The organism is Micromonospora sp. HM134, assembly GCF_007833915.1.
GTDB classification, from domain to species: domain Bacteria; phylum Actinomycetota; class Actinomycetes; order Mycobacteriales; family Micromonosporaceae; genus Micromonospora; species Micromonospora wenchangensis.
Genome location: NZ_CP041061.1, coordinates 2,679,232 through 2,701,811 on the forward strand (window position 1 = coordinate 2,679,232; position 22,580 = coordinate 2,701,811).

A 22,580-nucleotide genomic window follows, 5' to 3' on the forward strand; every position below is an offset into this window, starting at 1 on the left:
GCTCGATGTCGGCGGGTGTGCGGGGCGGCGGGACACGACCGGGAGTAGGGAGACGGGTCGGGCTGTCGTGCGGCACAGGTGCCCCCTCGGGTCCCCATCGGCTCGCCACGCCATCTGACATCGGCCAATGTGGATCCACACTAGATCAGTCGACCGGCCCAGACCAGGGACCGACGGGCAGGACCCGCCACCTCAGTCCGGCACCGCCCGCAGACTTTCGGTCAACGCCCCGACCAGCCGTCCGTACGCCGCCCGACGGACGTCCGGGGCCGCCGCCACGTCGGCCCGGTTCGCCACCGCCAGGGTGTACGCGCGCACCAGTGCGGCGGGATACGCCCGGGCGAACGCCTCCCCGTCCATCAGCGCCAGCGCACCGGCCAGGGCGTCGGCGTTGGCGACGGCGTTGGCATCGGCGAACGCCTCGACGCCCGCCCCGGCGCTCAGGTCGGCGTACTGCTCGGCGAACGCGACCACCTCGTGCGGGGGGTAGCCGTTCGCGGTCGCGTAGGCGTGGGCGTTGGCGTACGCGACCGTGCGGGCCTCGGCGTACGGGTAGGCGGCCCCGTACAGCTCACGCAGGGCGGGCCGCAGCGCGTCGCGCCACCGGTCCACCCCGGCCCGGTCCCCGGCCAGCGCCCGCCGCAGCAGGTCACCGACCACCCGGCCGGCGTCGCCCGGCGTCGAGACGAGCATCCGCGCGGCCGTGTCGTACACCACCCGCACCGGCACCCGACCGGCGAGCCGGTCGAGTTCGACGTCCACCCGCTGCCGCCAGTGCGTCGGGTCGTCGCCCTCGGCCAGCGCGGCGAGCACCGCCGCCAGCCAGGCCGGCGTGCTCACCCGTCCCACCGCGACGGCCGGTCCATTCCGGCGAGCAGATCGTCGACGTCGTCGTCGGTCAACGTGTCGAGGTACCCGCCGGTGTCGCCCCCTGCGGGCGTCGTGCCGGTGCGGGTGGCCCCGGCGGCGGTGACCGCCGCGGCCAGGCCGGCCACGGTCGGGTCGTCGAAGAGCGTCCGGACCGGCAGGTCCACCCCGTACGCCGTCCAGATCCGGGCCATCAGCTGGGTGGCCTTCACGGAGTGCCCGCCGAGGGCGAAGAAGTTGTCGGCGACCCCGACCGGGTCGGGTAGATCCAGCAGGTCCGCCACCAGCACCGACAGTTCCCGCTCCACCGGGGTACGCGGGGCGACCGGCGGCGCGCCGGCGACGGCACCCCGCTGCGGCGGGGGCAGGGCGCGCAGGTCCAGCTTGCCGCGAGAGGTGCGGGGCAACTGCGGCAGCGCCACGAAGACCGCCGGCACCATGTGCGCGGGCAGGAACCGCCGCGCGTACGCGGACAACCCGGCCGGTGCCTGCGCCGCGCCCGGTTCACCGACCACGTACCCGACCAGCCGCACGTCGTCGTGCTCCCCGTCGGAGACGGCCGTCACGACCACGTCGCGGACCTGCGGGTGACCGCGCAGCACCGCCTCGACCTCCGCCGTCTCGACCCGGAACCCCCGCACCTTCACCTGCCGGTCGGCCCGACCCAGCGGCACGATCCGTCCACTCGGCAACCACCGGCCCAGGTCACCGCTGCGGTAGAGCCGCCCGCCCGGGGTGAACGGGTCGGGCACGAACCGTTCGGCGGTCAGGCCGGGCGCCCCGACGTAGCCCCGGCCGACGCCCGCGCCGCCGATGCAGATCTCACCGACCACACCGGGCGGCACCGGGCGCAGCCACCGGTCCAGCAGGTACACCCGGCTGCCGGCGACGGTGTGGCCGAGATCCGGCGGCGTCGACCCCGGCGGCACCTGCGCCCCGGTCGAGTAGACGGTCGTCTCGGTCGGGCCGTACAGGTTCCACAGCCGGCTGCCCGGCCCGGTCACCGCGTCGGCGAGGGCCCGGGGCAGCGCCTCCCCGCCGCTGAGACGCAGCCGCACCCCGGCCGGCACCCCGCCGGCCGCGACCAGCATCCGCCAGGTCGTCGGCGTCGCCTGGAGCATGGTGGCCCCGGTGGCGGTGAGCAGCCGCCGCAGCCGGTTGCCGTCGATGACGTCGTCGTCGCCGGCCACCACCACCTCTGCCCCGCACAGCAGCGGCAGCAGCAGGTCGAGCAGGGCGATGTCGAACGCGAACGGGCTCACCGACAGCACCCGGTCGGCCGGTCCCAGCGGGATCATCTCGCGGAACGCGTGCAGCAGGTGTGCCACCGCCCCCTGGGTGACGGTCACCGCCTTCGGCCGGCCGGTGGAGCCGGAGGTGAACAGCACGTACGCCGCCGCCGACGGTGGCACCACGCACGGCGGCGGCACCGGCGGGGCCCGCGTGGGCTCCGGTGCGGCCAGGTCGAGCAGGGTCACCGTCGGGGCCAGTTCGGCCAGCAGCGACGCGGCGACGGCGCTGCGGTCGGTGACGACGACCCGTACCCCGGCGTCGGCGAGCATGCCGCGTAGCCGCGCCGGCGGGTGGGTCGGATCGAGCGGCAGGTAGGCCGCGCCGATCCGCCAGACGCCCAGCAGCGCCGGCAGCGGCCGGGCCCCCCGGGGTAGCACGATGCCGACGGTGTCCTGGGCCCGTACGCCGAGCCCCCACAGCCCGGTGGCCACCCGGGCGGTCAGCCCACGCAGCGCGGTCCCGGTGAGGCTCACGTCGTCGCCCCGGATCACCATCCGCTCGCCCGGGTCGATTCCGGCCACGAGCGCCGCGGCGGTGCTCCCCGGCGGCGGGACCGAGCCGGTCCGGGGAGCCGGCCACACCCCGGTGACGAGGTGCGCCGTCGCCGGGGACAGGACGTCCACGTCGGCGACGCGGGTCTGCGGTGCGGTCGCCAGTGCGGTCAGGATCGCGGCCAGGGCGTCGGCGAACCGTGCCGCGCTGTGCGGGGTGAACAGGTCGGTGAGGTACCGCAGGCGCACCGTCAGCTCGTCCGGGCCGGCGACGGCGGCCAGTTCCAGCTCGAACTTCCCGGTGCCGGTGGGCACCAGCTCGGGCCGCCAGCGCAGCGCCCCCCGCCCGAGCGGCGGCAGCGCCTCCTCGACCGTGCACATCACCTGCACCAGCGGCGCCCGGGACGGCTGCCGTTGCGGGCGGCACAGCTCGACGACCCGCGCGAACGGCAACTCCTGGTGGGCCTGCATGCGGGCGGTGGCGGCGTGCAACCGGTCGAGCAGTTCGGTGAGCGTCGGGTCACCGTGCAGCGCTGCCCGGACCGCGACGGTGTTGGCGAACAGGCCCAGCATCGGCTCGGTCTCGATGCGGGTACGCCCGGCCACCGGCACGCCGACGAGCACCTCGTCCACGCCGCTCACCCGGGACAGCAGGGCCGCGTACCCGGTCACGAGGACGGTGAACAGGGTGCTGCCGTGTGCCCCGGCCAGGCGGCGCAGCGCCGCGGCCAGCTCCGCGTCGACCGGGACCGCCACCTCCGCGGCGGCCGGCGACAGCCGCCCGGGGTACGGGTGGTCGACCGGCAACGGCACCTCCGAGGGGGCGCCGGCGAGTTCGGCCGACCAGAAGCGCTCCGCCTCGGCGTGGCCGCCCGCGTCGACGTTCTCCCGTTCCCACAGGGCGAAGTCGGCGTACTGCACCGGTGGTTCGACCACGGCCGGCGGACGGCCGGCGCACAGCGCCTCGTAGTCGGCGTACAGCTCGTCCAGGAGCAGCCGCAGTGACCAGCCGTCGACGACCGCGTGATGCGCCACCAGGGCCAGGACGTGCCGCTGCGGACCGAGGCGCAGCAGACGGGCCCGGGCCAGCGGGGCACGCTCCAGCGACATCGGCAGGCGGGCGTGGTCGCGCGCCGCGATCCGGGCCGCCGCCTCCCGGTCGGCCTCGGGCAGATGGTCGAGGGCCACCACCTCCAGGACGGGTGCGGGGGCGTCGTCGTGGATCACCTGGATCGGCCGCCCGCCGTTGGCACGGAAGGTGGTGCGCAGGATCTCGTGCCGCGCGACCGCCGCCGCCCAGGCCCCGCCGAGAGCGGCGGTGTCCAGCGGGCCGTCGAGCCACACCGCCGCGCCGACGTGGTAGGTCGGCTGGCCCGGGTCCAACTGGTCGAGCAGCCACATCCGCCGCTGCGCCGCCGAGGCCGGGAACTCGAAGACCGCCATCTCAACGCCCCTGCCCGTCCACGGCGACGACCCGCAGTTCCGCCGTGTACCGGCCGTCGGGCCCGGTCAGCCACAGCTGCTCCGGTGTCGGCAGCATCTCCACCACACCCACCCCGGCGTCGTCGCCGCCGTGGCGGCGGGCCCGGCGGACCGCACGGGACACCAGGTCCACCGAGGCCAGGCTGGTCAGGTCGGCGTGCACCGGCTTGCGTTCGCCCGCGCAGCGCAGGAACACGTGACGCGGCAGATGGTGGGCGGCGGCCCAGGCCCGCACCTGCCGGAACCGCAGCGCCTCGTCGCGGGTGTCGGCGAAGGCGAGGTCGGCGGCGGTGAACGTCCACGCCTCCCGGCTGACCACCAGCGAGTCGACGGTGACCCTCGGCTGGTGTGCGGCCGGGGGCAGGATGCGGAACAGCTGGGACAGCCCGGCGCCGACCACGTCGCCGAGGACGTCCATCAGGTCGCCGTCGAACCGCCCGTCGCGTGACCGTACCCGCAGCCCGCCGGCCGTACCGACCAGGTCGCACTCGCCGACCCGCAGGCTGCGGCGCGGGTCGTGCCCGAACGAGTCGTGCGCGAACACCAGCCGCACGTCACCCGCGCCGGTCAGGGCGTTGCTCTGCCGGGTCGGCACGCCACCCTCCTGGCCGGTCTCGGCCGGATACACCACCCCGGTGCCCACGTCGTGGCCCATCGCGGCGCGCAGCGCGTCCGCCTGCGGGTGACAGGCCACCCAGGTGGCGTACCGCAGGGTGTTGACCCCTGGATGCAGCTCACCCAGGACCCATTCGTCGCCGGCGCGCATCAGGTCCGGGCTGTGCTGCCGTGCCGTCGGCCAGCCGGGCCGCCCCGCAGGGAAGGCGACGGCCACCGCCGGGGCCAGCTCCGCCGCCGTGAACCTGACCCGCCGCTGGCCCGCCGGCAGGGTCAGCACGTCGGCCCAGCGGCGGTGCAGCGCACCGGTGAGCAGGGCGGTCAGCCGCTGCGGCGGGTGGAAAAGCGCCTCGCCGGCCAGCAGCCAGAAGTCGACCAGCGGGATCACGTCGGTGCCCAGTTCCGTCGCGCGACGCCGGTAGATCTCGGTGCACAGCCGCCGGTAGAGCGTCGCGCCGGCCGCCGTGAACCACCGTGCGGCCTCCAGCACCAGGGCCAGCGCCGCACGGATCGGGTCGAGGCCTGCCTCGCCGACGGCGACGGTGCCGGCCCGCAGGCACTCCTCGTAGACGGGGGTGCGCCCGGCGTACATCGTGCCGGCGCGGCGGGCTGCCGGGACACCGGCCAGCCGTTCGAACGTGGCCTCCAGGTGGGACATCGCGGCGGTCACCCCGTCCGGGTCACCGGCGGACGCGGCGAGCGCGTCGCGGGCGGCGCACAGGTCGTCCAGGGCACCGAGGGCGGGGGTGCGCACCTCGTCGTCGGTGACCCGTTCCAGCAGGGTGCGCAGGGTCCGCTCGGGGTGGGTGTCGTGTGGTGCCGGCTCCGGCTGCCAGGCGATCCGGTGGGTCGCGGCCAACGTGTCCAGGACCTCGTGCACCTCCCGCGTCGTGCGCAGCCCCGACCCGGGGTCGGCCAGCACGACGGCGGCGACCGAGTTCGCGTCGCGGATCCCGTCGCAGGCACGCAGCACCGCCGCCTCGGTGTCGCCGACCGTGACCGGCGCGGCGAGCGGCACCCGCAGCGTCGTCCCGGTCAGGTCCAGGAAGGGCATGACCCGGGGTACGAGCCACGGGCGCAGCCGGACCGCGTACGGGGCGAGCACCGCCGCGACCGCCCAGCCCTCCAGGTAGACCGTCCGTCGGGCGAGGAGCGCCGGCGGGTCGGCGGGGTCGACCCGTACGCCCGCACCGGGCTCGATCCGGGCCCAGCCGACCGGCCCGAAGAAGCCGATGGTGTCGTTCTTCAGGCAGTAGCGCTGCAGGTAGCTGGTGACCAGCGCCTCGTGCTGGCGGTGCCTGGTGTTGCGGGTCCGGTGGTCGGGGCCCCGGCGCAGCAGCGCGTCGACGCCGGTGCGCAGCGCGTGCGGGTTCTGCCAGGCCACCGCCTCGCGGAAACGCGGGTGGGCCGCCACCGCGTGCAGCGCGGCCGTGAGCCGCCCCACCGCGTCCGGGTAGACGGCCGCGTACGCCGCCTCCGCGTCGGCGAGGCCGGCCGGGTCCCCGGCGGCGGCCACCACCCGGTCGGCGGCGGCGGCGAGTTCCGCGTCGCCCAGCGCGGCCATCAGGTCGGCCGGGAGACCGGCGCCCCGCAGGCAGACCGTCCGCCACAGGGACCACCCGTCGGTCAGCCGGGTGAGATGTCCGGGCCGGTCCCGCCCGGCGAGGTGCGCCACCCGCTCGCGGCGCACCAGCGCCGGCCCGCTCTGCTGCCCCCGGCCCTCCACGGGTGCGACCGCCGCGTCGAGCCATGCCGCCGTCGCGGCCAGCGTCGGCGCCCGGTAGAACAGGCCCACCCCCGGCTCCACGCCGAACGTCTCCCGGATGCGGAACATCAACCGGGTGGCCGTCAGCGAGTTGCCGCCGAGGGCGAAGAAGCTGCTCTCCCGGCCGATGCCCGCGGGTGGCCGCCCGCCGGGCAGCAGCCGGGACCACAGCCCGGCCAGCCGGTGCTCGGTCGGTGAGGCGGGGCCGGCCAGGTGCGGGGTCGCCCCGGTGAGGTCGGGCACCGGCAACGCCGCCCGGTCGACCTTTCCGTACGCGGTCGTCGGCAGCCGGTCCAGGACGGTGAACACGGCGGGCACCAGGTGCGCCGGCAGCCGGGCGGCGACGTGGTCACGCAGACCGGCCACGGTGGGGACCGCCGCGCCGGCCGGCGTGACGTAGCCGGCCAGGTGCCGCTGCGTCCCGTCGTCCAGGACACCCACCGCCGCCGCCCCGACCGCCGGATGGGTCCTGAGCACCGCCTCCACCTCGCCCGGTTCGACCCGGAACCCCCGGATCTTGACCTGGTCGTCGCGGCGGCCCAGGAACTCCAGCACCCCGTCCGCGCGCCAGCGGACGACGTCACCGGTCCGGTAGAGCCGCCCGCCCGGCACCTGCGGGTCCGGCACGAACGCCCGCGCGGTCGCCGCCGGATCACCGAGGTAGCCCCGGGCCAGCCCGTCCCCGCCGGTGTACAGCTCGCCGGCGACCCCGACCGGCACCGGCCGGCCGTCGGCGTCGAGCACGTGGACGGTGGTCTGCGGCACGGGACGGCCGATCGGCACCCGGTCACCCACCGGCGCGGTGCCGCTCATCCGGTGGCAACTGGTCAGCGTCGCGTTCTCGGTCGGCCCGTACGCGTTGACCAGCGGAAGCCCGTCACGTGCGGCGAGCACGGCACCGACCGTGCCCGGGTCGGCCACGTCCCCACCGGTGAGTAGCTGCCGCACTCCCGCCAGCGCCGTGACGTCGGTCTCGGCGAGCTGCCGGAACAGCCCGGCGGTGAGGAAGGCGACGGTGACGCCACCGTCGCGGATCAGCGCGGTCAGGGCGGTCAGGTCCACCGGGTCCGGCGGTGCGACCACCGCGGTGGCGCCGGTCAGCAGCGCACCCCAGATCTCCCAGGTGGACGCGTCGAACGCGGTCGGGGCGAACTGGAGCAGCCGCTCGCCGGGGCCGAGGGTGGCGAAGTCGGGGTCGGTCACCAGCCGTACCACGCCCCGGTGGGTGATGCCGACCCGCTTGGGTGCGCCGGTCGAGCCGGAGGTGTGCAGGACGCAGGCGAGCTGCAACGGATGGATCCGTGGCGGCGGACCGGCGGGCACCGGTTCCCCGGGCGGCGGGTCGACGTCCAGCACCCGGACCGGGCCCAGGTCGGGCAGGCCGGCGGCGGTCGCCGGGGTGGTCAGCAGCAGACGGGTGCCGCTGGCGGCGAGGAGGCCCGCGATCCGGGCCGGTGGTGCGGCCGGGTCCACCGGGAGGTAGGCCCCGCCGGCCTTGAGGACACCGAGCAGAGCCCGGATCAGTGGTTCGCCCCGGGGGAGCAGCACGGCGACCGGGCTCTCGCCGGTGACCCCGTGCCCGCGCAGCGTCCGGGCCAGCCGGTCGGCCGCGCGGTCCAGTTCCGCGTACCCGATCGTGCGGCCACCGACCGCCAGCGCGGTGGCGTCCGGGTCGTCGGCCACCCGGGCCGCGAAGACCTCGGGGATCGACGCCTGCCGGGGATAGGGCCGTCGGGTGGTGTTCCAGGCGGCGCGCAGCGGCGCTTCGGCGGCGGCACCGAGATCCAGGTCGGCCAGAGCGGCGTCCGGCCGCTCGGCCACCTCGCACACGGTGCGGTGCAACTGGGCGAGGATCCGCCGGGCCGAGACGTCCAGCAGCCGGGTGGCGTCCCACGTCACGCCCAGGCGCAGCTCCGGTTCGTCGAAGGCGTGCACCGTCAGGGGATGACCGGGCATCCGGTGCACCCGCGCGGAGCGTCGGGCCGGCTCCGGTCCGCCCTCGGCCAGGGCGGTGGCCAGGGTCTGCCGCTCGAACACCACGAGGCTGTCCAGCAGCGGCGTGTCGGGTGTCAGCCCCGCCTGACCGAGGATGTGGTGCAGCGGGGTGAGCTGGTGCTCGCGGAGCTGCCGGATCCGGTCGGCCACGTCGGCGAGCAGCTGTCGCACCGGCCACCGCCGGTCGAGCCGGACCCGCAGGGGCACCGTGGTGAGGAGCAGCCCGAGGATCTGCTCGGCATCCGGGACGCTGCCGTACCGGCAGGATCTGGTGACCGCGACGGTGACGTCGTCCACCCCGCCGTACGCGCCGCGCAGCAGCGCCCAGGCCGCGTGGACCAGCACGCCGACGCTGACGTCGGCATCCGCGGCGGCGGCGCGGACCCGGTCGGAGTCCGGCCGGGTCAGGACGATCTCGTGCGACGCCGGCACGCTGCGCGCGCTCGCGTCCCGGGCGGCGTCGATCCGGCCCGGGAGGGCCCGGGGGATCGGGGCGTCGGCGAGGTACCCCTTCCAGAACGCGTCGTCGGGGGCCGGGTCGCGTGCCTCCCACCAGCGCACGAAGTCCACGAACGGCGGCCGGTGCGGCGGGTGCGGCAGCCGGCCGGCGCGACGCGCGGCGTAGTCGGCGAGGATCTCGTCGAGCAGCATCCGGGTGGAACGGCCGTCGAGGACCGCGTGGTGGAACGTGACGACGACATGGTGGTCGCCCAGGACGGTGACCCGCAGCAGGGGTGCCCGGCCGACGTCGAAGGGCTCGTGCCGGTCGGTGGGGAGGAAACCGTCGACAGTCGTCTCCCGCCACCGCAGGTCGGGGGTCACGGCGGGGTGGACGACCTGGACCACACCGTGCTCACCGTCGACCTCGAAGGCCGTCCGCAGCACCGCGTGCCGGCCGGTCGCGGCCTGCCAGGCGGCGACGAACGCGTCCCGGTCCGGCGGACCGTCCCAGGCGAGGGTGACCTGCTGGACGTCGACCCCGGCGTCGGGCTGCCGGAGCGTCTGCAACACCATCCCGCGTTGCACGGCGAGGGCCGGATACCGCTGGAGACTGCCGTTCATGCGCCCTCGCCCGTCACGACGTCAGCCGGTGGTGGCGTGCTCGTCCATCCACCGCCGCAACGACAGCGGCCGCATGTCCGTCCACACCTCGTCGATGCGGGCGAGGCACTCGTCGCGTGACCCGGTGGTGCCCTCGCGACGCCAACCGGCGGGCAGTTCCCGGTCGTCCCACCAGATCGAGAACTGTTCCTCGTCGTTCACGACCACGGCGTACGTCCGGGTGTCGTCGTCAGCGCTCATCGGACCCCCTTCCGCCCGAAGGATTTCAACGCGTCGATGTGCTGTCAAGGAGTCCGCCGGTCCGGCGTCGTCAGCGCGAGACGGGGCGTAACGCGGTGCCGGCATCGGGATCGGGTCCCGCCGTCGCCGCGCCGGTGTGCCCATCGGTGCGGGGCGTGCGGGCCACCCAGCCGACGACCGGCCCGGCGGCGAGCGCACAGCCGACGAAGACCGCGGCGACGACCCACCAGCCCCAGCCGCCGGTGCCGACCGCGAGCAGGGTCAGGCCGACCGGGGCGAAGACGTCCGCCGCCGAGTTGATGGTCTGCGCCGTGCCGAGGTACGCGCCACGCTCGGCGGCGGGCGGCACCGTGGTCTGGAAGTACCACAGCGCCGCCGAGAACCACAGTTCCGTCGTCGTCACCAGCACCACGACCCCGATCAGCGCGACGACGGTCCACCCGCCGCCGGTCCGCCCGGCGACTGCGGCAACCGGGCAGGCGACCGCGGTGACCAGGGCGCCGCGGCGGATCAGGCGGGCCGCGCCGGGAAGCGAGTCCGCACCCCGCGACGCCGGCACCTGCAACGTGATCACCAGAACCGTGTTCAGGGCCAGCATCGCGCCGAGCAGCGGCTTGGGAGCGTCGGTGTGGGTGATCGTCCACAGCGGCAGGATCTCGATGAGGATCACCGCGTGGAACATCATGACGGCGAGGAGCACCGCCGACGTCACGTAGGGCACGTCCCTGAGGACCGCCCACCGGGAGGTGCCGGCCGTGCGTTCGTGCCGCACCACCGGCGCGGCCGGCAGCCGGGCCACCAGGACGGCGTTGAGCAGTGACAACGCCGAGTTGAACAGCACCATGGCGACCAGCGCGGCGGTCGAGTCGAACGCCAGCGCCAGCGCGCCGAGGCCGGTGCCGACGGTGAACCCGGCGTTGAGGTAGGAGCGTGCGTACGCCATCGTGCGCACCCGGTCCGCGGCCGGTAGGGCGGCGGCGGTGTAGATGGTGCGCCCGGCGTTGGCGAACGAGGCGGTGACAGCGGCCACCACCATCAGCACCACGAAACCGGCGAAGGACGTCACGAGCGGGTAGGCGGCGAACGTCACCGCCGCGCCCAGCGCACCGACCGTCCAGGACCGCTGCCCGCCGATCCGGTCGGCCAGCGTGCCCAGCGGCAGCGAGGTGACCACCCCGGCGAGCCCGGCGACCGAGAAGCCGATCCCGATCTGCACCGGGGTGAGCCCGAGCACCTCGGTGAAGAACACGATGCTGCCGCTGAGGAACGTGCCGCTGCCGACAGCCACCATGGCGGTCTGGTAGGCGATCGCCCGGGGCAGCCCGGGTGGCGGCAGGAGCCGGGACACGGCGAATCGGTGACCGTCCATGGTGTCGGTCAGGCTACCCGGGCTGCGGGGCGAACCCCACCGCCGTCGACTGCGCATCCTGACCGGCGCGCTGCCGAACCGGGCGTGGTCCCCGTCGGACAGGATCGTCGTGCGTCCCTGGACCCGCACAGAACTCTCCGCCCACCACCCGATGTTGCCGGTTGGGGGGCCACGACCGGTTCGGCGCGGGAGGCGCCCCGTCACAGCCGTAGGTCGCCGCGTCCTCCAGCAGTACCGAGCCGGCGGCGCGGGTCTCCCGGGCGGCGACGAGGTCAGATCAGGACAAGGAGGTCCATCCAACTGGTGGCAGGTTCGGTGGGGTCAGCCTCGGCGGCGGCGCGGAGTCGGGCGAGGCCGCGGGCGTAGACGTCGTCGGGGAGGGCGCGGAGCTTGGAGTCCGCAGCGCGGCGGAGCCCGTCGGCGTAGGCGGTCAGGGTGGGTGCGCTGCGTTGCGGCAGCGGGCGGAGCGAAACCTGGGCGAAGCCTGCCGTGGCGAAGGCCGCGCAGACCCGGTCGACGGTGGGGTAGTTGTCGACCAGACCCGCTGTCTCGGGGAAGAACCGCACCCGCAGGTCCCGGTCGCAGCGGCCGGGGAAGGAGTTGCGAATGAGCACCGGAGCGCCTGGTTTGAGTGCCCGGCGTAGCTCGCGGGCCGATGCCTCCAGATCGTCCAGATGGTGGATCACGGAGCCGAGCCATGCCGCGTCCGCGCAGCCGTCCGGGACCGGCAGCGACTCCGCCTTCCCGTCGAGCGCCCGGATCTCCTCGGACGCAGGAATCAGCGCCCGCATCGCTGCGGCCGGCTCGACGGCCAGCACCCGGACTCCGAACCAGGCGTGGAATGCGCTCGCGAACGCTCCGGTCCCCGCACCCACGTCGAGCACCGTCATGCCAGGTGCGAGACCGGCCGCTGCGGACACCGCGGTACGCCATGCATCCAGGCCCTCCCGTGGGACCTCCCGAGCCGCCTGATAGTCGGCGGCTGCCTGGCTGTCGTAGCGTGTTTCAGCCATGCTCGTCTGCTCTCCGTGCTCCACGTCCGACGTGCTGCCTACAGGTGTCGATCAATGCCCGGACAGTCTCTCGGTGATCTCCCCGAGTTCCGCGTCTGCCTCGCCGAAGACGGCGTAGAAAAGCCAACCGCGAGGAGGAACCAGTGTGCTGGCCGCCAGCGGAAGGATGCCGTCACGGCCACTGGTCGCGAGCCGTCCCGCATCATCCAGCAGGTGGACCAGTCGCTCGAAGTAGTCGTCGCCGCCGATCCGGACGAACGCCAGACGCAACCGCACGCCCAACTGCTGGGCGATCATCCCGGGCGAGAGGCGGGCGTTGACCTCCAGCACCGGGATCAGCTCCCCCGACGCGGTGGTCATCGAGTCGACGGACAATGGCCCGCGATAGCCCTCCGCCGCTGCGGCCCGGGCCACCGCCTCCACGCATGCGCGGTACTCCGCACGGTCGAGCCGCTGCATCAACTGCGGCGTCGGAGACGACGAACCCCGGTAGGAGTGACCGACGTTGAGGATCTGGCGAACGCCGTGCCACACCAGTTCCCCTTCCGGGTCGATCGTCAGATGCGCGGCGAAGTCGTCGGACCGTTCGTACAGCGGCTGGACCACCAACTCGATCATGTCCGCCGGTCGCCGACTCAGGCTGCGTTCGACCAACGCGAGTCTGGTGGGTGAGTCGAGGATGACATTGCCCTGCCCGGACACTCCATAGGGGTCTTTGACCACGCACGGCAAGACCGCCGCCTCGCGCAGTTCCTGCAGCGAGGTGACGACCCGTCCGGAGCCGGGTAGCCCCAGCCGCGTCGACCAGGTCTTGGAGTTGACCAGCCGGACGGCGTTCAGGTCGGGCAGCGCCGCGTCCAGTCCGAGGCTCCTGACCGCAGCGGCCGTCCCCGGCAGCACCGCATACGGTTCGGGCCTCGCGCCGGTGAATCCCGGCAGGCCGACGACAGCCAGGCGCTCCTCGACGGGGAGCGCCAGATCGCCGGGAACCGGCAGGTGCCGGGCACCGAAACCTGCGGCACGCATCACCTCGCCGAAGGCCGCGGGCGGCTGGTAGTGAGTAAGCAGCACGTCATCGGGGCGGCAGAGGACGGCCTGTAGCTCATCCATCCCCCGCAGCAATCGCTCGGCGTGTGGATCGCGGAGGGCTGGCAGCCGCGCCAACCCGGTCGGCCGCCACCGGTGCTCCGCGTCACAGCTGCCGAACCTGACGACCGGGGCCGCCGGGGCAACAGTCACGACGTGGTTCCGGCGTCGGGACGCAGGAAGCGGTGCTCGATGCGTTCCAGGGTGCGGAAATCGTCGACGCTCACCTCTTGCAGGTCGATGGGCCTCCCGGAGAGGTCTTCGAGCAGGTAGATGAACTCCAGGAAGTCCAGGGAGTCGATGAGCCGGGCCTCGATCAGGTCCTCCGTCGGGCTGGGCTCGCGGTCGAGTTCGGGGTTCTTGGTCTGGATCCATTCGGCGATCCGCTTCACGACTGCTCCATGTTGTTTGTCGAACGGTGGGATGACGGATCCGAGGAGCCAGACCTCGGTCAACAGCGGCGGCGGCCCACTCCCCGTCGGGGGTGACGGTCAGCGGCCACTGGTCATCGCGGCCTCCCGATCGGGACCGGGACGGCCGCTGCCGTCCCGTCTTCGCGTAGGGCGGCGAGGGCCGCGGCGAACTCCGCGCGGAAACCGGCGACGTAGGCCGCGGCCGGCCGTACCGTCCGGAGTGCGGCGCACCCGAGGCCCGCATACCGGGCCATCTGCTCGACGTGACCCTCGGCCTCCTCCGTGGGTGCGGCGGCGGAGCCTCGCGGGACCGGTCGGCGTTCACCCATCACGCTGGTCCAGGCGATCAGCGTCGCGGGCAGCGGCTGCGGCGCGTCGGTGACGGGGCTGCGCAGCACCCGGTGCGGACGTCCCGGCCAGCCGATCGAAAAGCGGTCGGTAACGACGGTGTCCTCGGCGCCGGCCTGCAGGAGTGCCGCCTTGTAGGAGGGGTGCGCGGCCGACTCGGCAGTGACCACGAACGCTGTGCCGCACAGCGCGCCGGACGCACCGGCGCGCAGGGCATCGAGCAGGTCGGCGCCGGTGGCTATCGCGCCGGCGACGAACGCCGCAGGCTCCTGGTCGTACTGGGCGAGCAGTTCGCGTATGCCCAGTATCCCGAGGTGGTGGCCGCCGGCCTCGATGCCCTGGAGCACCACGCCGTGCGCGCCCAGTCCGGCCGCGACCGACGCGTCGGCGGCGGTGCCCACCTGGATCAGCAGGCGGTGTCCGGCGGCCAGCACCCGTGCCGCCTCCGGCTCGGGGAGCAGGCCGTAGCTGTTCAGAAGAAGTGGCCGGTCCGCATTGGCGAGCAGCGCGCCCACCTGATCGGTGAGCAGCCGTCCGGCGACCTCGGGGATCACGTTCACCGCGAAGGTGCGCCTCGTGCGCGCGGCAGTGTCGACCACGAGTGCAGCGCTCTGCTCCGGGTTGCTCTTGTAGAGGGCGACGGTGCCGAGCGCGCCGCTGTCGCTGACCGCTGCCGCGAGCGCCGGCCCGGCGATGCCGCCCATGCCTGCCTGGATGAGTGGGAATTCGACTCCGAGGGCTCGCGCCCCCCGCTCCGCCGCCGCCGTCACCCTCGCAGCCGGAACATCGGGAAGGTCAGCCACGAACATCATGGACCTGCCGTAGCGCCTTCTGTGGCGTGCCGTGCGCCTGCAGCATCGCGTGTATCCAGCGTTCGACACCGAAAGCAGTGCAGCTGCTGTGTGCGACAACGCCGGCGCTGGTGATACCGAGCCGTTCGCCGAAGAAGTTGCGGTGCCTGTTCACCGACGCGATGGCGGTGCCGTCGGGAGCGACGAACTCATATTTGACGGGGTCGAGGGCCATCAGTTTGGCCCGGGAGCCGCTCTTGTCGTAGAACGGGTCGCTCGCGGGCTGGTACGACAGTTCGATGCCGAGTCGGCTGGCCAGAGTCTCCACGAGCTCCTTCGAGCGGGCCAGGTGTTCGCGGGCTCCCTCGGCGGTGCCGAAGTAGACGATCTCGCGCATATGGAAGCCCCAGAGGCGGCGCAGACCGTCGTAGTGGTCCTCGTTGCGGAAGCAGCGGCCGATCGAGGTCAGCCTCAGTCCTGGGCCGACATCCTGGCCTTGCAACGAGAGCAGCAGGCCGTAGCAGGTGGCCGACGGCAGCAGGTAGCCGGTGGGTCGAACCGGCTGCTCCGCCACCGGGGCCCCGGATGCCAGTGCCTCGACCGCACCGTCCGAAAAGCGGGCGGCGGTCACGCCGAGGTGCGGGAAGTTGCGGAAGTAGTCGAGCCGGGCCAGGCCCTCTGCGGGCAGAAGTGGCGGCCCGACCACTGCGGAGGCGCCGAGTTCGTCGGCCATGTCGGTGAACAGGGCGTCGAGTTCGAGCATGAGTGCGGCTCGCTGTGGTTCGAGGACGACCAGGCCGGGGCCGGGGTTCAGTAGGGTGAGATCTCCGGCCGGGGCGGCGGGTGGTGTGCGCAGTGCCATGGGTGACCTGCTCCTGTGGAGGTGGGCGGGACAGGGAGCGGCGGAGTCGCTCAGGCTGCGGCCTGGTCGAACAGGCCGATCCGACGGTAGAACGCGTCGGTACGGGCCGTGACTGCGTCGTGGGCGGCGCTGCGGGAAGGGTCGGCGAGGACACGGCTGCGGAAGGCGAACGGATTGGGAATTCCCGCGTTGCGGTAGGCGTCCACGCTGTAGAGCTGTTGTAGCGAACTCGCGATGTACCTCTCCACGTACTGACGGGCCACGGCGATCTCCTTGTTGTCGCCGTCCGCACGCAGTCGCACCCACAAGGCACGTACCAGTTGAGCACCGAAGGCGATGTGCCGGGACTCGTCCTGGTGGTGCACCCGGTTGATGGCGCGAATGGTCTCCGGGAGGGCGGCGTCGGCAGCCATCCTGCTGTTGAAGTGATCGACGATCTGTTCGAAGATCAGGATCCGGCTGAACACGATGAAGTTGTCCAGCAGAGCGGAGTGCTGCTCCTGGGGGAAAGCCATGGACCGGTTGGTGAACAGCTTTCCGCCGTAGCGTAGGCAGAACTCGGCGAAGAACCACATGTGCTCGTTTTCCTCGCCCAGGAAGTGATGGAAGAACGGGGTGGGGATCTCGAAACCGGGGGTGTGGATCCGCTGTACCACCTCCTGCATCAGCTCGCGGATCCCATGCACGTTGAGGCTGTAGAAGTTGATGCTCTCCCACTTCGACAGGGCGAGATACTGCTCGCGGTCCAACTCGGCGGCGGCTGCGGTGCCGTACACCGTCACCAGATCCTCGCTCATCCACAGCGCGCCCTCAGGGATGCTCTCGGGCCACTCGAAAGTCTGGTAGGGGTTGTAGTACTCGTCCTCGGCCGCTGCGGTGAGCCGAGTGACGGCGATGGCGACCTCGTCGTCCCAGATGGTGGCGTTAGTGGTCATCCGGCGATCTCTCCAAGCTTCTTCTCGGTACTGGTTGTCGCACGCGTCGAGCGGAAGCCCGCCAGGTCGAGAGTGCCTGTGGCGCTGTCGATCAGGAGAATCTCGAAGGCGCGCAGCAGGAGGTCGATGTCGTGGCGCGGTATCAGTTCGGTGTCGGCCATCAGATAGAGCAGGCAGGTGTCGGGCGCGTATCCGGTGTGCAGGAAGAAGGTGGCGTCCTGGCGCTCCCACGAACCCACGAAGGTGACCGTGGTGCGGCAGAGGAGCGCACGCAGTCCGTCCGGGCCCGCATCGGTGTGCGGTAGGTTCTCCCAACGGTCGTGCATACGTTTGTCGTTGAAGAAGCAACCGAGGTTGAGTGCGCCGTGGCTGCGTTTGCGCGCCTCGTCGAGAATCTCGTCCACGGCCGACGGGTCGTACTGGGCATGACGGTAGGCGTTCATTCCGGTCAGAAAGGTCCGGCGCACCGTCTGTTCAAAGGTGTCGTCGTCGACGTTCAATGCGAACAGCGCGTTCTCCACCATGGGGGCCACGAGCCGACGGCTGCGCTCGTCATGCCGGTTGACCGCGATGAGCTGCAGCGCCACGGTGTCGTGCCCGGTGTAGGCACCGAGTACGGCCGCCGTGGCGGCCAGCAGCACGGTGCCGGTGCTGACCTGGCAGCGTTCGGCAAGCACGGTCGTGGCGACCGCGACGGCGGGGGAGTTCATCCCCAGCCGGACGAAGCGCTCGGGTCTGCCCTCGCCGGTGACCGTACGAAACAGCGTCGGCGGCACGGTGTGCAGCGTTCGACGCCAGTACTCCGCCGCGGCCGCACCGCGGGCGGCACCAGGACCCTCCGTCTCAAAGCGTGCCTGGTCGAGCGGCTGCCACTGTGGTTCCGGGGGCCCGCTGCCGTCGAGCAGTTGCTGCAGATCGCGCTCCAGCTCGCGTACGCCCCAGAAATCGACAGCCAGGTGCGAGAACACCAAGACGGCGACGGCTGGACGTCCGTCCTGTAGGACGAGCGCGCAGCGGAAGGGCCATTCCTCGGCGTGGCGAAAGGTCAGGCCCACCAACTCTCGTGCCAGCTCGACGGCAACGTCATCGGCGGCGCCGGATGCTGCATCCGCCACCGTGAGGGACAGCGCGCCCTCTGCCCAGACCTCCTGGACGGGCCCGTCGCCCTCTTCGTGAAATCGGGTACGCAGCACTTCGTGCCGCGAGACGAATGCGCTGAGCGCCGTCTCGACCTGTTCGGTGGAGATACCGGCCGGGATCTTCGCGATACGGCGGATGTTGAAGTAGTGGGCATCGTCACCGAGCCAACGAATGGCCTTCCAGATGGCGCGTTGACCCCACGTCATAGGGGCGGTTTCGGATCGTTTTCCTCGGAACGTCAACGAATGGGCACCAGGGTGCTGCATTGCCAGATTCCTCAGGTCGGGCATCGCCCGGGGCGACGCGGGTGGAGGTGCCAAGATGACGGAAGAGCGATGTTGCGGCGACGGCCGGTGGTCAGCGCCGCACGGAAATCGCGGAGAATCTGGCATACCGGTCAGGCGCTGACGAGAAAGCGTTGGTAAGGGAGCGGGGTGCCTCGACACTGAGGCTGGGCTCGGAACGGCCCTGGGCTCGCGCACGAACTGTCTCCGGGTAGGGCGGAAACGTCGGCGAACAAGCCCGGTATCGCGGCGCACCACCTCCGATAACGCGAAGGGTGCGAAGCGGCCCGGACTGGACATTCGGAGCCGGACGAACACGGAGTGCAACGGTAACCACATCGATGCAGGTCTGTCTAGACCGATCCGTGTGACGGATCAGAGATCCAATCCGTTGTACAGAACCGCTAGATGACCATCAATGAAATTCTTGACGTCACACGAGGTCTGAGCCAGACTCTGGACCGCGAGCTTCCCCGGCTACAGTGGCGTTCCCGGGTTCGCGGGAGTCCGCTGTTTCCCTCCTCCGATCGCAATCGGATCCCGGCGAGATGCCCTTTCACCTGTGCCGTTTGCTCGTCCTGCGTGCCCTGACGTACTCGGGGGAGTTCCTGATGCCTTCCACGACGCCCGACCCGGGCGCCGGACCGCTTCGACGACGCGCCGTTCGATGGCTCGCCACTGTGCGGCTGCTGCGCTACGCACACCCGGGACTGATCGCCGGCGCGGGTGGGCTCCACCTTGCGGTCGGCCTGCTCCCGATCGCCTTCATCCTCGCGACAAGTACCCTGATATCGAGAATCCCTGATGCCATGTCAGGTTTCGGTGACCATGGTGGCATAGGTCGGATCGGTCTCGCGTTGATGCTGGCCGTTGCCGCTTTCGTGCTGCAACAGACTCTTGTCCCGTTCCAGTCGGTGCTGGCTGAACTGGTGATCCGTCAGGTCGACGGCGCGTGCATCGTCCGACTGATGGCGTGTGCGCTGCGTGATCTCCCGGCCGCGGACCTGGAGCGGCAGGAGGTGCTCGATGTGCTCTCGGACGCCCGTAACGGCTTCGAGCGGGTGGTCCCCACCCCGGGCGATGCCGCTGCCGGAACCCTGGCTCTGATCGCCCGCTACACCCAACTTGTCGGGGCTGCGGTCATGGTGTCCGTGGTATTGGGACCTGGCACCGGTGTGCTGGTGGCCGTAACGGCGATCGTGATCAGGTTCGGCCAACGCGGCTCGCTGAGCCGCTTCGGCGCGGTACGGGCGACCCTGGCCGGTCCGCGGCGGAGACTGTCCTACCTGCGGCGCACGGCGACCGGAACCGGGCTGGCCAAAGAGGCACGGGTGCTCGGCCTGGTCCCCTGGCTCCGGCAACGCCATGGCAAAGAGGCACGCGGCTACCTGGAGCCGCTGTGGGCGACCCGCCGCAGGCTGCTGTTCTGGCCTTTCGTCGCGCTGGCAGGGTTCGGCCTGCTCGGCGGCGGCGCGGCGCTGTCGGCCCTGGCCGAGGACGGCACGAACGGTTCGCTGACGCTGCTCCAACTGTCTGTTGCCCTTCAGGCCGTGCTGATTCCCATGCGCTTCGGCGTCTTCTTCCCCGAGAGTGACATGCAGACGCTCTACGGGTTGGCCGCCCACGACGCACTGACCCGCCTGGAGCAGGTCGCTGCGGATGGGGGCGGCCACGATCGGCAGTACGACCCCGGTCACGTACCTGATCCGGTCGAGGCCGTGCGCTTCGAGGGCGTCGGTTTCCGCTACCACGACGGTGCTCCCGCCGTGCTCGACGGGCTCGACCTCGAACTCGCACCGGGGACTTCGACGGCGATCGTCGGCCTCAACGGCGCAGGGAAAACGACGCTGGTGAAGCTCCTGACCAAATTGCACGAACCCACCAGTGGTCGGATCACCGCTGGCGGGACCGACATCGCCGGGATCTCGCCGTCGGCCTGGCACCGGCGCATCGCCGTGATCTTCCAGGACTTCACCCGCTTACACCTCACCGCGGCCGAGAACATCTGGCTGGGCCGACCGGACCTCCTCGGTGACCGCGACGCGCTCCACACTGCGGCCCGGCGCGCGGGCGCACAGGAGATCATCGACGGCCTCCCGCACGGCGTGGACACGGTCCTCAGCGCCGAGTACGAGGGTGGCACCGACCTGTCAGGCGGCCAGTGGCAGCGGATCGCTCTGGCCAGAGCCTTGCTGGCACTGGAGTGCGGGGCGTCCCTCCTGGTGCTCGATGAGCCCACCGCCCAACTCGACGTCCGTGCGGAAGCCGCGTTCTTCGAGCGTTTTCTGGACATGACCAAGGGCGTGACCAGCGTCATCGTCTCGCACCGCTTCTCCAGCGTGCGCCGAGCCGACCGCATCGTCGTGCTCGCCGACGGCAGGGTGGCCGAATCCGGCACGCACGAACAGTTGATGGAACTCAACGGAAGCTATGCCGAGCTCTTCAGGATTCAGGCGGAACGCTTCACGGCGGACGAAGCCGCCGACCCGTCGACGACTGAACGCCTCCTGCCGAGGATCGATGGAGCGGCCCGATGACCACGATCCTTGCGGTCCGACACCTTCTGTGGCTCGCCTTCCGCTGTGATCCAGGGCGTCTCGCGCGTGCCTCAGCGATGCTGGCCGCAGGATTCCTGTCCACCCCGTTGATCGCGCTATGCCTCAAGTCGCTCACCACCGCAGCGGTCAATCATGACTCGGGCACCGCCGCTCGGCTGGCGCTGACAACGGCAGCACTGCTGGTCTTCGAGCTGATGATGAATCACTTCGCCCACCTGTCCTACTTCGAACTGGGCGACCTCAGCGAGGTCGAACTCCAGAACGAGCTGATCACGCTCGCCCACGGTGTCGGCAACCTCGAACAACTGGACACTCCGGCCTACGCCGACACCCTCGCGTTGGTCCGCGAGGAACTTCCACGCACCCGCGCCTCCCTGGAGGCCGTTCTGCAGCTCGGGGGGTTGGTCCTGCAATTGGGCCTGACCGCGGTCCTGCTCGGCTCGCTCAACGCGTGGCTGCTTCTTCTTCCCCTCGCCGGAGCAATCCCCGTCCTGGCAGGCAACCGGGCTCAGCGTCTGGTGGATCGTGCGAAGGAGGACACCGCCGCGCTGACGCGTCTCGGCCGGCACCTGCTGGAGACCACCACCATGCTCGCGTCGGTCAAGGAGATCCGCCTGTCGGGTGCCGAGGCCATGCTGATCGAACGCCACCAGCGCGACTGGGCCACCACCACTACCGCGCTACGCAGGGCCCAGACCGGAGCCGCCCTGCTGCGTGCGGCGGGGCAGCTCACCTTCGCCGTCGCCTACGGCGGTGCGATCTATCTGGTGGTTCGGCAGGCGTTGCAGGGCGGCTCGGGGCTGGGCGACGTGATTCTGGTGATCGCTCTGGCCGCCCAGATTTCCTTCCAGGTGTCCAATGGACTCGGCCTGCTGACGATTGTCCAGGCGGCGGGTTGCACGATGGAGCGGATCCGGACACTCCGCACTGTCGCCGCCGCGTCGCCCGAATCTGCCGGACCCGGGTCGGGGAAACTGCCCGCCGTCCTCACTCGCCGCATCCGTCTCGACCATGTCAGCTTCCACTACCCGAACAGCGACCGGAAGGTCCTCGACGACGTCACCCTCGACATCCCGGCAGGCACCGCGCTTGCCGTGGTGGGCGAGAACGGGGCGGGTAAGAGCACCCTGGTCAAACTGCTGTGCGGGCTGTACCGGCCGACCTCGGGGAGGATTCTGGTGGATGACGTCGACCTCGCGTCCGCCGCCCCCGCCGGGTGGCAGCGCCGGGTGTCGATCCTCTTCCAGGACTTCGCCCGGCTGGAGCTGCGGCTGCGGGACAACACCGGCATCGGCGACCTCGACCGAATCGACGACGACCAGGCCCTGCACCAGGCGATCGACAGGGCCGAGGCGGCCCCCGTCCGGGCCCTGGTCCCCGACGGTCTGGACGGCCTGCTCGGCCGGGGGTACGGCGACGGCACCGAACTCTCAGGCGGCCAGTGGCAGAAGCTCGGGCTGGCCCGCACGCTGCTGCGCCGAGGCCCGCTTCTCGTCGCCCTGGACGAACCCGCCTCCGCCCTGGACGCGACCGCCGAGCAAGCGCTCTTCGAGCGCTTCGCCGACCTCGTCACGGAAGCCCGTGCGGACACCGGCGCGATCACCGTACTGGTTTCGCACCGCTTCTCCACCGTGCGGATGGCCGACCTGATCGTGGTCCTGGAACAGGGCAGCGTCTCGGAGGTCGGCACCCATGCGGACCTCGTCGCGAGTGGTGGCCTCTACGCGGAGCTGTACCACCTTCAAGCCCGTGCCTACGCCTGACCTCGGTCCTTCCGGGTGGTCGTTCGCGCGGGGATCGGAGGTGACGGTCCTTCATCGCGGTTGGTCCGGTCCGACACAAGCCGACGTACGAGCGATCATGGGACCGCGAGAACGTCGACGACCTGCGGCGGCTGGCCGACAGGGGCCGTGAGACGTCACGGTCGACGCGGCAGGCCGTCGTCGAGGCCGCTGGTCGGTCGGATCCGCC

General features: G+C 71.9%; 14 protein-coding genes. 2 read left to right on the plus strand and 12 right to left on the minus strand.

From position 1 onward, the window contains the following. Nucleotides 1-192 precede the first annotated feature (192 nt). The 12 genes from FJK98_RS11875 to FJK98_RS11930 form a co-directional block, all read right to left on the minus strand. Complete coding sequence (locus FJK98_RS11875) at nt 193-840, minus strand: SpcZ (RefSeq protein WP_145919077.1); 648 nt, start codon at nt 838-840, stop codon at nt 193-195. Beyond that, nucleotides 837-4,094 carry a non-ribosomal peptide synthetase gene (locus FJK98_RS11880; protein ID WP_145919078.1) on the minus strand — a complete coding sequence of 1,086 codons (3,258 nt, stop codon included), beginning with the start codon at nt 4,092-4,094 and terminating at the stop codon, nt 837-839. The genes FJK98_RS11875 and FJK98_RS11880 overlap by 4 nt, the downstream gene beginning before the upstream one ends. Before the next feature lies 1 nt (nt 4,095). Then, nucleotides 4,096-9,570 carry a non-ribosomal peptide synthetase gene (locus FJK98_RS11885; protein WP_145919079.1) on the minus strand — a complete coding sequence of 1,825 codons (5,475 nt, stop codon included), beginning with the start codon at nt 9,568-9,570 and terminating at the stop codon, nt 4,096-4,098. A 21-nt stretch (nt 9,571-9,591) separates the two neighbouring features. Then, nucleotides 9,592-9,810 (minus strand): MbtH family NRPS accessory protein, encoded by a 219-nt coding sequence (locus tag FJK98_RS11890; protein ID WP_145919080.1) that lies wholly within the window; start codon nt 9,808-9,810, stop codon nt 9,592-9,594. Between the two features lie 70 nt (nt 9,811-9,880). After that, a complete protein-coding gene (locus FJK98_RS11895; protein ID WP_168222431.1) occupies nt 9,881-11,179 on the minus strand; it encodes an MFS transporter in 1,299 nt (432 codons plus the stop codon). 272 nt (nt 11,180-11,451) lie between these two features. Then, nucleotides 11,452-12,069 carry a class I SAM-dependent methyltransferase gene (locus FJK98_RS11900; RefSeq protein ID WP_240762763.1) on the minus strand — a complete coding sequence of 206 codons (618 nt, stop codon included), beginning with the start codon at nt 12,067-12,069 and terminating at the stop codon, nt 11,452-11,454. A 174-nt stretch (nt 12,070-12,243) separates the two neighbouring features. Next, the gene (locus tag FJK98_RS11905; protein WP_145919083.1) at nt 12,244-13,302 is read right to left on the minus strand and encodes a hypothetical protein; all 1,059 of its coding nucleotides are present in this window, start codon (nt 13,300-13,302) and stop codon (nt 12,244-12,246) included. A 125-nt stretch (nt 13,303-13,427) separates the two neighbouring features. Next, nucleotides 13,428-13,670 carry an acyl carrier protein gene (locus FJK98_RS11910; protein WP_145919084.1) on the minus strand — a complete coding sequence of 81 codons (243 nt, stop codon included), beginning with the start codon at nt 13,668-13,670 and terminating at the stop codon, nt 13,428-13,430. 113 nt (nt 13,671-13,783) lie between these two features. Further along, nucleotides 13,784-14,851 carry a nitronate monooxygenase family protein gene (locus FJK98_RS11915; protein WP_145919085.1) on the minus strand — a complete coding sequence of 356 codons (1,068 nt, stop codon included), beginning with the start codon at nt 14,849-14,851 and terminating at the stop codon, nt 13,784-13,786. Beyond that, nucleotides 14,835-15,692 carry an aminoacyl--tRNA ligase-related protein gene (locus tag FJK98_RS11920; RefSeq protein ID WP_145919086.1) on the minus strand — a complete coding sequence of 286 codons (858 nt, stop codon included), beginning with the start codon at nt 15,690-15,692 and terminating at the stop codon, nt 14,835-14,837. Before FJK98_RS11920 ends, FJK98_RS11915 begins: the two co-directional genes overlap by 17 nt. Nucleotides 15,693-15,742: 50 nt before the next feature. Further along, nucleotides 15,743-16,627: a diiron oxygenase gene (locus tag FJK98_RS11925; RefSeq protein WP_145919087.1), complete on the minus strand. Its 885-nt coding sequence runs from the start codon at nt 16,625-16,627 to the stop codon at nt 15,743-15,745. Beyond that, nucleotides 16,624-18,033 (minus strand): condensation domain-containing protein, encoded by a 1,410-nt coding sequence (locus tag FJK98_RS11930; RefSeq protein WP_205789420.1) that lies wholly within the window; start codon nt 18,031-18,033, stop codon nt 16,624-16,626. The genes FJK98_RS11925 and FJK98_RS11930 overlap by 4 nt, the downstream gene beginning before the upstream one ends. A gap of 629 nt (nt 18,034-18,662) precedes the next feature. Here FJK98_RS11930 and FJK98_RS11935 point away from each other — a divergent pair. Continuing rightward, nucleotides 18,663-20,588 carry an ABC transporter ATP-binding protein gene (locus FJK98_RS11935; RefSeq protein WP_145919089.1) on the plus strand — a complete coding sequence of 642 codons (1,926 nt, stop codon included), beginning with the start codon at nt 18,663-18,665 and terminating at the stop codon, nt 20,586-20,588. Next, entirely contained in the window at nt 20,585-22,372 is a 1,788-nt protein-coding gene (locus FJK98_RS11940; protein ID WP_145919090.1) for an ABC transporter ATP-binding protein, read from the plus strand. Before FJK98_RS11935 ends, FJK98_RS11940 begins: the two co-directional genes overlap by 4 nt. Nucleotides 22,373-22,580 lie beyond the last annotated feature (208 nt).

Coding starts and splice junctions, on each gene's coding strand:
- FJK98_RS11880 (WP_145919078.1), bottom strand. CDS start 4,094: ATGGCGGTCTTCGAGTTCCCGGCCTCGGCGGCGCAGCGGCGGATGTGG.
- FJK98_RS11885 (WP_145919079.1), bottom strand. CDS start 9,570: ATGAACGGCAGTCTCCAGCGGTATCCGGCCCTCGCCGTGCAACGCGGG.
- FJK98_RS11890 (WP_145919080.1), bottom strand. CDS start 9,810: ATGAGCGCTGACGACGACACCCGGACGTACGCCGTGGTCGTGAACGAC.
- FJK98_RS11895 (WP_168222431.1), bottom strand. CDS start 11,179: ATGGACGGTCACCGATTCGCCGTGTCCCGGCTCCTGCCGCCACCCGGG.
- FJK98_RS11900 (WP_240762763.1), bottom strand. CDS start 12,069: ATGACGGTGCTCGACGTGGGTGCGGGGACCGGAGCGTTCGCGAGCGCA.
- FJK98_RS11905 (WP_145919083.1), bottom strand. CDS start 13,302: ATGGATGAGCTACAGGCCGTCCTCTGCCGCCCCGATGACGTGCTGCTT.
- FJK98_RS11915 (WP_145919085.1), bottom strand. CDS start 14,851: ATGATGTTCGTGGCTGACCTTCCCGATGTTCCGGCTGCGAGGGTGACG.
- FJK98_RS11920 (WP_145919086.1), bottom strand. CDS start 15,692: ATGGCACTGCGCACACCACCCGCCGCCCCGGCCGGAGATCTCACCCTA.
- FJK98_RS11925 (WP_145919087.1), bottom strand. CDS start 16,627: ATGACCACTAACGCCACCATCTGGGACGACGAGGTCGCCATCGCCGTC.
- FJK98_RS11930 (WP_205789420.1), bottom strand. CDS start 18,033: ATGCAGCACCCTGGTGCCCATTCGTTGACGTTCCGAGGAAAACGATCC.
- FJK98_RS11935 (WP_145919089.1), top strand. CDS start 18,663: ATGCCTTCCACGACGCCCGACCCGGGCGCCGGACCGCTTCGACGACGC.
- FJK98_RS11940 (WP_145919090.1), top strand. CDS start 20,585: ATGACCACGATCCTTGCGGTCCGACACCTTCTGTGGCTCGCCTTCCGC.